This window comes from Bartonella vaga, from assembly GCF_037070895.1.
Taxonomy (GTDB): Bacteria; Pseudomonadota; Alphaproteobacteria; order Rhizobiales; family Rhizobiaceae; genus Bartonella.
The window spans coordinates 22,896-36,708 of record NZ_JAYMZK010000006.1 but is presented as its reverse complement, the minus strand read 5'-3'; the positions used below and the strand labels follow the sequence as shown (position 1 = coordinate 36,708).

Genomic DNA, 13,813 nt, shown 5'->3' with positions numbered 1-13,813 from the left:
ATTATGAACATAATGAGTTAAATCTTTTGTTTTTATCAGAAAGGGGGGAACTATTTAGGATATATATATATGAAGAAAAGCTTCTTACTATACACAGTTTCTGGAGTTTTGTTTTGCTCTTATTCTGGTTTATCTCATGCCTATAATGCAGTGACTCCACCACCCGCTACGAGTTTTACGCCTACATATCCTACGCATGATACCTTAAAGCCTGGGGAACTTACGAGCTCTCCATATAGTGAGTATATGGGACGAACGCCGCTTCAAAACTCAGATTCATCTGAAACAACTTTTTTGACAACTCCTCCCTCTTCATTTCCTGCAGGGGGTGAAGAATCTTTAAGTCCTGTACCTAGAAGTCGTGGACGACAGCTCCCCCTTACAAGAAGTTATACAACTGAAAATTCGTATCCTACAACAGAGTCTAGAATTTCTCTAACAGATACAGCGTCGTCAACAACAATTTCTAAACCTGTAGGAACTTTACAACCGTCACCCCATGAAGAATCTGTTCCAAAGCCAACGACAGAAACGCTTAGTAGACCAGAAAGACCTCAAGGAGGCTCCTCTTCTTCTGCAAGCCTTGACAATACAAGAAATCAGCCTGTTCCTTCTATATCCAGACCGTCAGTTCCTGAAAAACAAAAACCAAATTTACTGCCTGCACCTACAAGGGCAGTAATAAGAGAGCAGTCAGCGCCTAGAAAACCGGTACCAGAACAACCTCCACATGCAGCACCTGGAAAACCGCTACCAGGACAACCTCCACATGCACAGCTTGAAAAACCTGTACAAGCTGAAGATGTAAAAAATGGGATTGAGGCTAAAGATGGTAAAACCATCACCCTACATAACGCTAAAATTCAAGACAAAAATTTTGCTGTCATAGCACGAGGAAAAAATGCAATAGTCAATATGACGGGAGGAACAGTTACTTCAGATTTTGTTGCATTTAGTGTGTCAGATGGCGGAATTATTGATGCCAAAGGTGTTACTGTAACAGCAGGAATAGTTGGGGTAGTAAACATGAATGGTGCAATCAATTTAAAGGATTCAACCATACATGTCACGGCTGATCATATTGCTGAAGGAATTATTTTCCGCAATAGCATCTCTGATAACCGGGGTCAAAACCCACCTAAACCTAGACGAAGAAATTCACGTGCTGCTGAAGGAAAAGCTGTTGCTGTTCAAAGTCCGAACGTTAGCAATAACGTTATTCTAGACAATACAAAGCTTTTCGTTAAAAATGGTATTGGTATTAGCGCTTATGGAACACACGAAAAGGGTGAAATCAGCCTCAAAAATTCAGAAATCCATGCAGATGTTCTATTAAAAAATACAAAAGAAGAGAAAGCTCCAGAACACACTATTGTATTAACTACAGATCGTTCTCTTTTAAAAGGTCGGGCAAGAACGCTAAAGGAGAGCAAAACTGTTTTCAATCTAGAAAATAATACAAAGTGGTTTTTAAAAGCGAATAAGAACGCAAGAAATAATGACGATAAAGATCCTAACCATACAAGGTTTGGTGTTGATAATAACTCGTACTCTAATCTTTCTGAACTGAAGCTTATAAACAGCGTTATTGCCTTTGATGAGCCAGAAGCAGGACGTCATCAAGTTTTGTTTGTAGGAGCTAACCCGCAAAAAAAAGACCAAGCTCCTAGTGAACTACCGGTTTATACTGCAACAGGTAATGCAGAGATTCATTTGAACTCTAAATGGAGCGATCATTCTCCAGTAACTGAACAAGCAACTGACCGTGTTATAATTAATGGTAATGTATCAGGAAGTACCGTAGTTCACATAAATCTCCAAGGAGATGATAAAAAAATAACAGATAAAGATGCTGTTAGAGAAGACCACGAAGTTGCATCTTCTTCAGAAACACATGGAATTTCAGTCATACAAGTTTCTGGAAATGCTAGCGAAGATTCATTTAGGTTAGCAAAAAAATATACAACAATGCGTGGTTTACCTTATAGGTATGTACTAACTGCTTATGCACCAGGTACCTCTCGTGCTAGCCAAAACCTCTTGGTTAATAATGATCGTAATTTTTGGGATTTCCGACTGCAAAATGCGTATATTGATAAAGATAAGAGGATTAGAGCGCTTGTACCACAAGTAGCAAACTACTTAGTCATGCCAAACGCTTTATTTTCTACTGGATTCACTGATGTAAACAATCAAAATGTGATGTTAGATAATATGCGAGCAACAATATTTGGACTAGAAGATAGAAAGAAAAAGGGGATTTTCTTATCCTCATACGGTGAAAAAGTCACCTTATCCTCAAATTCTAATCCATTACAATATGGCTATGCCTCTGATGTGAACTATTTTGCTTTACAGGCGGGTGTTGTGTTATCTGCTATAGAAAGTAAAGATCTTAACACATATTTTGGTCTTTTAGGGACATACGGAAAACTTGCTTTTACTCCAAAGGATATGGAAGATTCCGAAAAAACTACTCTTGATAAGTGGTCAGTTACTGCTTATGGTGGACTTCAGCATAACAGTGGTTTATATGTGAACACACTCCTTTCTTACGGATCCCTGAAAGGAAGTATTGCTACAGCATTTATTAAGGATGCTGCAAAATTAGACGGCACTGAAATATTGAGTGCATCTGCTACTATTGGTCAAAAATTGGAAACTGATGTTAACGGATTGGTGTTTGAGCCACAAGCACAACTTGTATATCAAAATCTCATGTTTGATATTATCTCAGATGCTGATAACCTTAAAGTAGATATGGGTAGGATGCATCAGTGGTTGATGCGTGTTGGTGGGCGTTTAACGCAGACTCTTGCCTCTAATGTAGAAGATCATATCATCTCCTTCTATAGTAAACTGAATATTATAAAAGCTTTTGGTGATGATAAAACGATAAAAATTACCGACACATTTTATCTCGATCACATGGGATCTTCAATTGAAGGTGGTGTTGGTGTTAACGCACATCTTTCCCAGAATATAGTACTCCATGGCGACATTAGCTATAGGCACAAACTGCAGAAGGCAGGTATATCTGGAACCACTTTTTCTGGTGGGATACGTTACCGTTTTTAGAATGGAACCATGTTAATCTCAATAAAAGGCAACGCTTTGGGGTGCCTTTTATTGGTTAAGGTGTATGTTACTTATAAAAAACGCTAAAAAAGCTATTTCTGATAACAAAATGGAGTTACACAACAGCTACCCTAAAAATTGCTCTGTCCTACCGATATAAATAGTGCGAAGCGGGTCTCCTTTAAAAGGTAGGCGTAAAAGTTGCGTAAATTATGAAACCAAATATAAAATATCCCAAAGAGAGTACAACATCTACAGCTATTAGACAAATCTCTAATACTACATAATATTGTAGTCACTTAGAATGCTCGGTATTAGCTGGAATTAGGTCAGCGCTCCCATCTGTTTCCTTTGTGCGAACAGCTTGTGCCGCATGGGAAAGCTCGTTCACTGCATTCAAATGTGCTTGAATTAATCCAGTATTACGATGTAGTTTTTCTTGTAAATCCAATAACAAGTTTTCAACCTCATTCTCAATATCCTCATTCATGTAGCGTTTCATATCGCTCATAGCTTTATTAAGGTCACGCAAGCCACGGGTTTTACATAAATTTATTTCTTCGTAATTTGGAACACCATTACTCTCTAGCATATTGCTTTCATAATCAACCACTTGTGCCAACCCTTTAACAGCGGCTACAAATTTTGTCATCGCCCAATCACGATCAATAAGATTATTATCAAGAACTTTTACTTTTGATGCAAAACTCTCATCACCACATTGCACTACAGACATCTTTATTTCCCCTTCAAAAATATCATTCAATCTTACTATCAACTAAGAAAGATTAAACAGCTTTTATTCACTTCCAATACACCCATGTGCAAATTATTGCTCCGACAAAAGCGCGACAATCATTAAAAGTATATACCTATTAAACTTTCGACATATTAATAAAACATTTTTTTATCTGTTTTCTCAAAAACCACCATTGGCATAATACCAATTCACTAAAACGCTGCAAATCCTTAAATCAGTACGCAGTAGATACTAGAAGCTTCAAAATTTGCTCTTCTTATTTTCAATAAAAAACAAATATTGAAAGCAACATATACCAACAAAATTTTGTAAAACGCAGAAACGCACCCCCTTTGAAGATTTAAGCATTTTTCCCTCCACAGCTTGTAGCTCCTTATACAGCCAACACTCTACAGCTTTTTTCACTACACAGAATAGCTTGCGTTAACTCAAAAAGATCTACTCTTTTCGCCTGTTCTTGCTTTACACATGCAGCACTTTACAGACAATACAACAAGAACACCTTTTGAACTACTCAGCCACACAGTAATATAAAAAAGATATCTAAAATAGCTAAACAGCCACAAACTTTTCTTTTATATCATTCGCTTTTATATCATTCGCTTTTCTTTGCAATTGGTATATAATATAGGATTTATCTACCCCTTTCAAGAGTTTCTAAAAACCGTACAGTCTCCTGTAATCCTTTAACAGTATAAACTCTTACACTCACCCCATATTGATGCTTTTCCGCACTTATTTATAATGATAAACTTCTTGTAGATCATTTCACTAAAAAACGTACAATTCACTATTAATATAGCTTTTTTTCATTATTAAAATGGATCCTCGTAAATATAGCATAAAAGTATCTTATATTCCCAACCGCACTGTTCAACATAAAAAAATTAGATATTAAAACCATAAAAGTAACTTTAAAAACAGCATCCATAATTCTTCTTGCCTATGGACATTACGGAAAATCTTTTATGCATTTTTATCGTTCAGCTTTGATCTTTTAATCACTTGTTTTAAGGATTCAGAAAGAAAAAAGTTGTAAAATTTCGAACTGGAATAGAATCCATAAAATTTCATAAAGTTATGAAAAAGGATTAAAATAATGCCTAAATCAAGTCTTCAAACATTCGCTTCGCCCTCTCAACAACGAAAAGTCCATATATTCCATGATGTCTTAGAATATATTTTCGTGATTATAGTCACTCTAAGTGCCATTTTTTCCACTCTTATATCTTTTTCAGATCAGCTTAGGGCATATTTTTAAAAGTCAGCAGCTTATCTAACTGTGATAATGGCTGTATTGCCGCTAAAATTTCTTTTGCTTTTTTTTCATCACGCTGCATCTGCGCAATCAAAGGCTCAAGCCCATGAAATTTTTCTTGTTTTCGCAAAAAGTGTAAGAAAGAAACAGTACAACTTTCTCCATAAAGATCACCATTAAAATCAAACAAATAAGTTTCTAGAAGCGGCACCCCATCTTGAACGACCGTTGGCCGACAACCAAAACTTGCAACCCCATCAAGCAAAATACCATTAGCACGGCGCAATCGTACCGCATAAACACCATGCGCCAAACTAGCTTGAGGGGGTAAAGTCTGATTAGCGGTAGGAAAACCTAAAAGACGACCAAGTTTTTCGCCTTGAACTACATCTGAACGTATCCGATAATGATATCCTAACAGCTGAGCTGCATTTCCCACCTGACCTTGTGAGAGAAGATAACGAATAAAACTAGAGGAAATTAACTGAGACTGTGGATCTTCTGTGCTACACAAGCAAGGAATTTGAACAACTTCAAATCCACACTCCTTTCCTCTTTGACAAAGAAGATATGAATTTCCACTTTTTTTATGACCAAATTGAAAATTTTCACCCGTTACAACAACCGAAACATCAAACGTTTGTTTTAAAATTACATTGATAAATTCATCCGCCGAAAGAGAAGAAAAATGTGCATCAAAAGGCTGTTCAATCACACCGTCAAATCCCAAAATTTTAAAAATTTCAGCCTTTTCAGTAGCTTCTGTCAAGCGGTCAACAGGAGCAGAACGTTGAAAAAAACTTCTTGGATGTGGTTCAAAACTTAAAACAAGAGCTGGCTTATTTTTTATGCGTGCTAAATCAAGCGCCTTTTGGAGTACCACCTGATGGCCACAATGAACACCATCAAAGTTTCCAAGCGCCAACACTGCCCCCCGCCAAGCCAAAGGAAGCATATTTGTCCCCTGAAGACGTAAAAAATCAGACATTATTGAAGTGCCCACATCATCGCTTGTGGTTTATAACCATAACGTTCAAAAAAAGACTGCAAAGCTTCTTGATCTAGCACACCATTTTGCATATATTCACCACGGTGGATGCCTCCCATAATATAAAGCGCATCAAGGCCAAAATGAGCTGCGCCTTTGACATCAGTTAAAAGACCATCACCAATGGCTAGGATTTGACTTCTTTCCACTTTTCCCCGGATTGTTTGGAGTTTTTCGAAAGCACACTCATAAATAGGTGCGTGGGGTTTCCCGGCAATGCGCACTTCACCTCCTAATTGTTGATAAAGACGAGCAAGTGCACCGGCACACCAAAATTCCTGACTTCCATAATGTACAATCACATCAGGATTTGCACAAATAAAAGGCAAATTCCGCGCACGTATGCGACGAAACATATCCTCATAAGCAGCCGGATCCTCATCAAAATCTTCAAGAAAACCACTACATACAACTACAGAAGCTTCCCATTCCTCAACAAGTTCACAATCTAACCCTTCAAACAGCATCAAATCACGTTGCTGACCAATAAAAAAAACTTTACGAGGTGCAGCGCGAATGAGATCGCGTGTCACATCACCTGAAGTGATAATAGCATCATAATAACCACTATGAACATCCATACTTTGCAACTGAGCAATAACATCTTTACGCAACCGAGGTGAATTAGTTAAAAAAACAACATTTTTTCCCATCTGCCGAATTTTATGCAGCACTTTCAACGCCGGTTTGAATGTGTTCACACCGTTATGCACAACACCCCAAACATCGCAAAAAACAGCATCGTAATGCTCTATGACAGCATCAAGATCGGTAAGTTCATTCATGTTACACCTTGTTTATATGTTTGTCATTTATCAAACTGTCTTTTACTTTTAAAATACTTACCGGAAGATAATTCTTCTGTCATCTATTTTCTCAACACTGCATTTTTCCTCTTAATTGCTTTGCATCGCTTACATAGGTCATAAAAATGATAAAATAAATAAGTTATGGAAGTGATATAAAATTCTGAAATACCTAAGTTTTCATTTCGAAAACGAACGAATAAATACTTTAATGAAAAAACTTTCCAAAATAAAAAGTCCTACTTCTTTTTGGCGTACCATATTGTTTTTGTTACAAATATCTTATTCATTTTGTGTATTTTTTTAGTGTCTTGATAAATAAAGGGTAAGGGAATAAAATTTTCAAACGTGATTTTGCGCACGTAGCTTGCCATTTAGTTTTACACCGATTTATTTTTTTCTGTTCCATAACGTCGCAAAAATTCTTTTGCATCTAGACCTATTAAGTGTATCCGGTCCCTTTGTTCACTTATAAAGCAAATGCGGTTGATTATATTTTCTTCGTTAAATCGACAATAAAAGCTTTTTTATATTGCATTTTTAATTTTTTGTTATCCACTGCTTCAAATGCATGAAGATATTGTCCAGCGCCTCTATAAGATTTGCAAATTCAAGAATGAATAAAAAGATGATGGACACGATCCATTTCATAAAACGAGACATCTTTTTCACATTTTGTTAGGTAACAATCATTTCTTGAAGCATTTCTTTTTCTGCTGAAATATCTTTGAGAGGATCAAGCATTTCGAGCGACAGGGCAAAACTTTCACATTGGAGCCATGGTAAGGAATTTTCTTCCTACCCTGGCAAATCAACACAGCTACCAAGCACAGCCATTTCAACAAAGCGTTCCCAAACAAGACGGTTGAACTGAAAGGCAATAATATATTCCCGCCATTGTTTAATGTGGCGCCTAAACTGAATTATCGATGTGCACACATTAGAAAAGTTGCTCCTTGCTACATCGCCAAGCACAACAGCATAAGACATGTTGAGGGCTGCACAAATCTTTAAAAGATTGTGGAATTGAAAAGCTTCATAAGAACCACCGACTTCTACAGTATTGGAAATTTAATATCCATATTCTCTCCTGCATAAATCGCTGCACCAAATGTTATGATAGGTAAATCTGATTGTTCTTCAAGATTATTTTTTTTACATTTATCTTGGTTATCAGGGCACCTCATACCATAAGGATCAGTTCCTGTGACGATCATTGCAAAAAGAGCAGCGGTTTTTTCTATCAAGCTCGGCATCATAATAAGCCTCAAGCTGAAAAACCTTTGTTATACAGCGTATTTTTGGTAATCTAAGCAACTGACCAGCAATACGCTTTTCTTTAATGTGGATTACCATTTCAGCAGGTACCCGCACACGCTCTTGGCTTCCAAACGCTCTGCTCAGTGGGCCGCTATCATAAGGATGATACTGCCAAAATGATAAACAACACGCTTCCCGCTGGCATTAAACTTAATCCCCATGCGGATATAATTTCCCTCAATTTCAGCAATCCCGCTATAAGTTAAATCAAGCATTTTTGCTGAATAAATTTGCAATTGAAGAGGCACACCAGAACGCCCATAAAGTGCAATCTCACAAAACATTCGCCCATTAAAACTTCTCGAGCAATCGTTGCTTGTAAACCATAAAAATTAGCATCCTCATCATAATCATAATCATAATCAGCCTCATCAATCCATTGCCACAAAAGATCAAGAAGCTTCTTCTTTTCTTTTTGAAAACTGCAATGCGAGGATAAGGTTTGATTCCATCACTAACAGCTGCTGAAACCCATTTTTCTGTGACTGAACCATAAAGGACTTCATTGTCATAAAGCCATCTTGAGCGTGCGATAATGGTATCACCTGTTGCTTCAATCGCTTGGTTAATATGTTTTGTAGCAAGGTTTAACCCACTCATTCAACGGCTACGGCTAGCGGCTTCAAAAGGCCGATTATGATTACTGAAACTGCGAAAAAGTCCGTTACTTTACTCAATAATCCAGTCATTAATAACCACGTCTCGCATCAATATAGTGAGTACATAAGTAAAACGATTTTATCCATTACAATTATACTGGTTGCAGCACCGTTACTCTGCACTACGCTCTAACAAAGCGCTGAAAATTATTTGCAAAAATCTTAGCAAACACTGATTAATAAAATTGTTACGGTAAGGAATGTGACAAAAAAATAAGTCCTACTTTTGGTTATATTCATTGTAAATGAAGCAGTAAAAATTGAACGCTATCTCGATATATTTTTAAGGATAGTAAAATGAAAATATATCTTGTCTATAAAATTTTTGCAAAAAATCTATTGCTAAACATTAAAGCGTAATATATGTTCATTCGAAGGAAGGGGTTGCTTTATCCCCCCCCCCGCGTAAAAGCAAAGTGCGACCTCTTTCTTATTTTTATCAAAAGAACTGGTTCTTTTAAATCCCCTCTATGATTCGTTTTACCAAAAGAGCCAGTTCTTTTTTAGCGTTCAGATAAATATCAAACATTCGAGGATGGTTTTTGGTGCATTTTTTAGCAATCATGCCACGAAAATATCTCCACTGGTAATCTGATGAGCTTTCCGTAATCTTTTTCAAGAATAGCACCAATAACAAAAGCTGCTTTTTGAAGCCCCATATCTTTTTTTCTTTTTCAACAACATGGAATGAAATTCCAAGCATTTTAGATAAAAAATCCCTAAAATAGATTAAATCTCTTACAGATGCTAAACGATTATCAAGATACATATACGCCACATGAGGCAATACTTTTTTTAAAAAAAAGTTCATTAAACAAATCCGAACGTATTCCTGTCCTATCAAATAGACCTATTTATCGCTAAAGATATAAATTGATAACTGGTCTGGTTCTATTGGGAAAATAACTATCGAAGTGAGGGAAAAAAGCAAATCTTTAAGAACAGCAGGAGCAAGAGGAACAGATCATTCTAGCACAGGGGAAACTTCCTATTCGTTGTGGATGATCTATATATTTTAGACGAAAAAATTTATGGAAATCATATCTTGTAATAAACATAGCAATAACAAAATAATTGCAAATCAAGAATCGCATCCCCTCCCCCCCCCAAAAAAAACGGTCTGTAATAAGCCGTGTATTTCTTTTTATGCTTTTCCTTCTCCTTTTTAATTTTCGCGGACTAATTCGCGGTATAATAAGTGGAATAGCATCCTTGAACTTTTTGGGGATTCTTATGTCCTTTGTTATATTTTATATAGTAGGACCAAATGATCCTAATTTTTCCTTAGTGTTAAAAATTTTTTCAGTAAGCCTGCTCATTTCAATGTATATTCTCTGCATAACTGCAAATTGGTACTATGACATCTTATTATTCAAATTAGCGCCTCCTAACTATAAACTTGTACTCTTTGAATAAAGTAAAGCTTACTTCGTGCACTCATAATTTAAAATGAGAGGCTGGTTATCTATCATTATTAACTCTTGTAGAATAATAATTTGTCGTATATTTCTTTCCCTAAAATGAGAGATTGTTCTATTTCCTCCTCTAAAATTTATTTTCAATCTCTTACTTCAAAAATCCGTATAAAAAAGGTCAATTGCAACGCTTAGGTATGACTGTGGATCCCAATAATGTTCGTCAAGCTTTATTTCCTGAGAAGGCAAAGGTGCTTGATAACCCTACAGGTACAGCGCCTGGTTTTTTTCTATTTTGTCTTAAGTTTTAGCTCTTTCCTTCTCATATTTTATTATGAAAGACTTATAAGATATTTACAGTAATTGTTCATGCATTCTCTCAAACAATACTAATTTAAAAACGAGTAATTATGATAACTAAACCTGCATTCTGATACAGCAGAGAATTACCTTGTATCCTGGATAATACTATTAATACATACTATATTAAAAGAGGAATAAAATGAAAAAAACTCATTTTAATATCTATGGCTATATTACTCATATCTGGTTGTCAAAAAACATATAGCGTAGAAGATTTTAAAAAAGATAACAGATTGAGAGAAGAATGGAGCAAAAAATGTGCTCTTTCAGAACCAAGTATTCAGTCATCTCAAAATTGTGAAAATGTATTAAAAGCAAGTACTGAAATGTTTTTTCATCAGGAACGAACCTCTACAGATCGTGGACACGCATTTTAAAAATACCAAAAAAAGAGGCAAAAGCCTCACTTATTTCTGTTTGGGGATTACTAATATTAAAATCCTGCATGTCGTTATCTTCTAGTGATATTGGTGGAGCACTAAGTTCTAAATTTGCTGTATCTTCCATACCATGCACTGAAATTGCAGCTAAAACTCCTGCAGTTTTTAAGGCGGCATTAGCGGCACTTCCAATCCCTTGAGAAGCAGAACTCATTTTAGATTGTCTTGTTTCCGTTGAAGCTCTGGCATCACCTGTTATGCGAGGGTTTTTGTTAGAATATTGAGATTTGCTATCACTGTTTTTAAAAGGATTCCCCGTCATTTGAGAAGCATTGACGCCACCCTTTCCCATAGAACTACCTATGCCACCACCAACACCTTCCATAGCACTACCATTCCATATTCCTCCCATACCTCCTAGTCGACAACTCATGCTGCACCTGTGACCACCATAGCGCTACCCATGCTACCCAACATTCGTCCAGCTGCTAATCCGGTAACAGCACCTATAGTAGCACTAGCCATTGCTCCAATAGCTGAACCACTACCATTGCTTGAACCAGATATCAAAATGCTAACAATCTCAGGAATAGTTTTTTATAAATATGCGCTAAATACTCTGTACAAAACTGACTAAGAAAAAAAATAGACCCCGAAAAAATAAATATTAACCGAGATATTCTTTTTGGTATATGTGTAGAATGATTTTACAATTTTCCTCCATTTAATTCTAACATTCGCTGTATACTTACACAAACAAAAGTCTTATTCTTATTTTCTCAAAGCGAATGACCTTTATCGCAGGATAAGGTCTATGTTTATAACCTTAGCTTGCATTTTTTCATAAAGTTTTCTCATCGTCTTCATATTGTCTTTTCATGCGTCAATGATTAATTTCTCAGGTGCTTTTAGACGTACTTTATTAGTATTTGTTATCCGTGTGTAATTGAAATACCATTGTTTGCCGGCCTCACCATAAGGCAAACCTTTTTTCAGATTTTTTGGTAAGCTATACTCTTGGTTGATTCCTTTATATATGTGGGATCAGAAACTATCTGTACAGACTCCCTCAATGACATTTATTTCTGTCAATGCCGTTTTAAAATTGCTCGTCATTTCTTGGCTATTGGCATATATAAAGAAAACTATTTGCTACAAAATTATGCTCCGCATCAAGCAGTAACGATAAATCGCTACTCTTTCCAACATTGCAATATAATTGCACAGTTCATTTCGCATATTGTTCAATTTTTTAGAAATGATGACCTCCTATCACAACATTTTTTCTAACAAATCTGTGCCATATTCCTCATTTTTTATTAAACACCATATCACGAATAAATTGCGCACCATTCTTGCTGCTTAAGAAATAAGAGCGAGTAAAGCAGGCAGTTCAGCTAATTTATCCTAACCACGCTTCCATCGTATTGGCTGTTTCAATGTGAGCAGCAGAACCCTTGTATTCAATTTCGCGTTTAACTAACCTGGCATTTTCTGCCAAAACTTCACAATTCTCATGCATCAAAACAATTGTTGGAGAATAATAACCACAAGCAACAAGATATGATCGAGCTCCATTCATTGCTGTTTCAGCTTATTGTGTCATCAACAAAGCATTTGGTTTTAAAAACTTGTGAAAAAAGCCCCTTTTGTTGCCATTTCAATCGATATTTATTTAATGCAGCAACAGCTTCGTGCCAGTCTATAAAGATAAAACGACTTGAGCATCTATAATGTAAAGGTAGACCATCAATTGAAATACATGCGATAAATTTATCCCCAAGTCGTGGGGTATCTCCATGCCACAAATCGGTATAACCAAGCCATGAATCCAAATACATTGGACAATCTGGTATTCGAAGTGCAATCACTTCACCATTAATCACATAATGTAAATGATTAACAAGTTGGTCATAAACTTGTAAAGGGATTGTAAGATCCATTATCCCGACGCCATTGTAAAGGATCGGTGAAATTACTTGACCAAAGACCAATTTTGCTATTGCGTGCTGTCTCTTCAGCCTTACGGTACTGTACTGGAATAGGGTTTTTATTCTCTTTTGAAAGCACCAACATACCCTCTGCAAGACCTACTTCAGCTAAATCAACTCCGTTAACGAAACATTGGGCATAAGAAACATTATTTTGCACAATAACCCGCTTACAAGACAAATTCTGACCAAGTGTTTTTGTAACTAGCCAAGCCGTTGTAACCGCACCACAGGGCCATTCTTGACCATTGAGCTTTGCTTTTTGGCGCGGTGCACAAGTATCCACACCATATAGATGAATATTGCGAGTTATATGTGTACGCCAAGACTGCTCAACAGAGGTTAATAATTTAAATGTAACACCACTAATAACAGATGCTCTACCCTGGAAAACAATATCATTGCCCGATGAAAAACTCCTCTGCAAATTAAGATCCGATTCGTTTTTCACTAATCGTCGTTTTGTTATGGATTCTGTTGGCTCTTTCTCTTCAAAATGCCCATCAACAATATTTTGGATATCGCGAATCGTAAACGTTTTTAGAACACTCCAATCTATTTTATCTTTATATTGCCGCAACCCCCAGAACATAGAACCTATAATGTATACAATAATTATAAATTTAAATCGCACTCGCTTAATACACTCGCTCAAAAAATGCATTGTTTCGCTGCCCTTTCACTATTTTGATCAACAACCGCCTTGCTCCTGCAACGAAAAATTCTATGCAAGAT

11 protein-coding genes and 1 pseudogene are annotated in these 13,813 nt (G+C 36.4%); 2 read left to right on the top strand and 10 right to left on the bottom strand.

Going from position 1 to position 13,813, the window contains the following annotated elements:
* Positions 1–69 precede the first annotated feature (69 nt).
* Positions 70–3,078 (top strand): autotransporter family protein, encoded by a 3,009-nt coding sequence (locus tag WCP76_RS04850; RefSeq protein ID WP_336294559.1) that lies wholly within the window; start codon positions 70–72, stop codon positions 3,076–3,078.
* Positions 3,079–3,373: 295 nt separating this feature from the next.
* Here the strand turns inward: WCP76_RS04850 and WCP76_RS04845 are convergent, their stop codons facing one another.
* From WCP76_RS04845 to WCP76_RS04825, 5 genes and pseudogenes are all read right to left on the bottom strand, one after another.
* Positions 3,374–3,814, bottom strand: coding sequence for a flagellar protein FlgN (locus WCP76_RS04845; protein WP_336294558.1), 441 nt, complete (start codon positions 3,812–3,814; stop codon positions 3,374–3,376).
* A gap of 1,268 nt (positions 3,815–5,082) precedes the next feature.
* Complete coding sequence (locus tag WCP76_RS04840) at positions 5,083–6,084, bottom strand: bifunctional riboflavin kinase/FAD synthetase (protein WP_336294557.1); 1,002 nt, start codon at positions 6,082–6,084, stop codon at positions 5,083–5,085.
* Positions 6,084–6,929 carry a TIGR01459 family HAD-type hydrolase gene (locus WCP76_RS04835; RefSeq protein WP_336294556.1) on the bottom strand — a complete coding sequence of 282 codons (846 nt, stop codon included), beginning with the start codon at positions 6,927–6,929 and terminating at the stop codon, positions 6,084–6,086. Before WCP76_RS04835 ends, WCP76_RS04840 begins: the two co-directional genes overlap by 1 nt.
* A 702-nt stretch (positions 6,930–7,631) precedes the next feature.
* Positions 7,632–8,959, bottom strand: a pseudogene (locus WCP76_RS04830) (phage portal protein); the annotation flags it as partial.
* A 427-nt stretch (positions 8,960–9,386) separates the two neighbouring features.
* The gene (locus WCP76_RS04825) at positions 9,387–9,740 is read right to left on the bottom strand and encodes a hypothetical protein (RefSeq protein WP_336294555.1); all 354 of its coding nucleotides are present in this window, start codon (positions 9,738–9,740) and stop codon (positions 9,387–9,389) included.
* Positions 9,741–10,859: 1,119 nt separating this feature from the next.
* Here WCP76_RS04825 and WCP76_RS04820 point away from each other — a divergent pair.
* Positions 10,860–11,084, top strand: coding sequence for an EexN family lipoprotein (locus WCP76_RS04820; RefSeq protein ID WP_336294594.1), 225 nt, complete (start codon positions 10,860–10,862; stop codon positions 11,082–11,084).
* Here WCP76_RS04820 and WCP76_RS04815 read toward each other — a convergent pair.
* From WCP76_RS04815 to WCP76_RS04795, 5 genes are all read right to left on the bottom strand, one after another.
* Positions 11,059–11,520, bottom strand: coding sequence for a hypothetical protein (locus tag WCP76_RS04815; RefSeq protein WP_336294554.1), 462 nt, complete (start codon positions 11,518–11,520; stop codon positions 11,059–11,061). The genes WCP76_RS04820 and WCP76_RS04815 overlap by 26 nt on opposite strands.
* A complete protein-coding gene (locus WCP76_RS04810) occupies positions 11,517–11,657 on the bottom strand; it encodes a hypothetical protein (RefSeq protein WP_336294553.1) in 141 nt (46 codons plus the stop codon). The genes WCP76_RS04815 and WCP76_RS04810 overlap by 4 nt, the downstream gene beginning before the upstream one ends.
* An 832-nt stretch (positions 11,658–12,489) precedes the next feature.
* Entirely contained in the window at positions 12,490–12,669 is a 180-nt protein-coding gene (locus tag WCP76_RS04805; RefSeq protein ID WP_336294552.1) for a VirB4 family type IV secretion/conjugal transfer ATPase, read from the bottom strand.
* 7 nt (positions 12,670–12,676) lie between these two features.
* Positions 12,677–13,030: a VirB4 family type IV secretion/conjugal transfer ATPase gene (locus tag WCP76_RS04800; protein WP_336294551.1), complete on the bottom strand. Its 354-nt coding sequence runs from the start codon at positions 13,028–13,030 to the stop codon at positions 12,677–12,679.
* Positions 12,999–13,742 carry a hypothetical protein gene (locus WCP76_RS04795; protein ID WP_336294550.1) on the bottom strand — a complete coding sequence of 248 codons (744 nt, stop codon included), beginning with the start codon at positions 13,740–13,742 and terminating at the stop codon, positions 12,999–13,001. The genes WCP76_RS04800 and WCP76_RS04795 overlap by 32 nt, the downstream gene beginning before the upstream one ends.
* Positions 13,743–13,813: the final 71 nt, after the last annotated feature.

What these genes read in the sequence shown, in the direction of transcription:
- WCP76_RS04850 (WP_336294559.1), top strand. Translation starts at nt 70, where the DNA reads ATGAAGAAAAGCTTCTTACTATACACAGTTTCTGGAGTTTTGTTTTGC.
- WCP76_RS04845 (WP_336294558.1), bottom strand. Translation starts at nt 3,814, where the DNA reads ATGTCTGTAGTGCAATGTGGTGATGAGAGTTTTGCATCAAAAGTAAAA.
- WCP76_RS04840 (WP_336294557.1), bottom strand. Translation starts at nt 6,084, where the DNA reads ATGTCTGATTTTTTACGTCTTCAGGGGACAAATATGCTTCCTTTGGCT.
- WCP76_RS04835 (WP_336294556.1), bottom strand. Translation starts at nt 6,929, where the DNA reads ATGAATGAACTTACCGATCTTGATGCTGTCATAGAGCATTACGATGCT.
- WCP76_RS04825 (WP_336294555.1), bottom strand. Translation starts at nt 9,740, where the DNA reads ATGAACTTTTTTTTAAAAAAAGTATTGCCTCATGTGGCGTATATGTAT.
- WCP76_RS04815 (WP_336294554.1), bottom strand. Translation starts at nt 11,520, where the DNA reads ATGAGTTGTCGACTAGGAGGTATGGGAGGAATATGGAATGGTAGTGCT.
- WCP76_RS04805 (WP_336294552.1), bottom strand. Translation starts at nt 12,669, where the DNA reads ATGAATGGAGCTCGATCATATCTTGTTGCTTGTGGTTATTATTCTCCA.
- WCP76_RS04800 (WP_336294551.1), bottom strand. Translation starts at nt 13,030, where the DNA reads ATGGATCTTACAATCCCTTTACAAGTTTATGACCAACTTGTTAATCAT.
- WCP76_RS04795 (WP_336294550.1), bottom strand. Translation starts at nt 13,742, where the DNA reads ATGCATTTTTTGAGCGAGTGTATTAAGCGAGTGCGATTTAAATTTATA.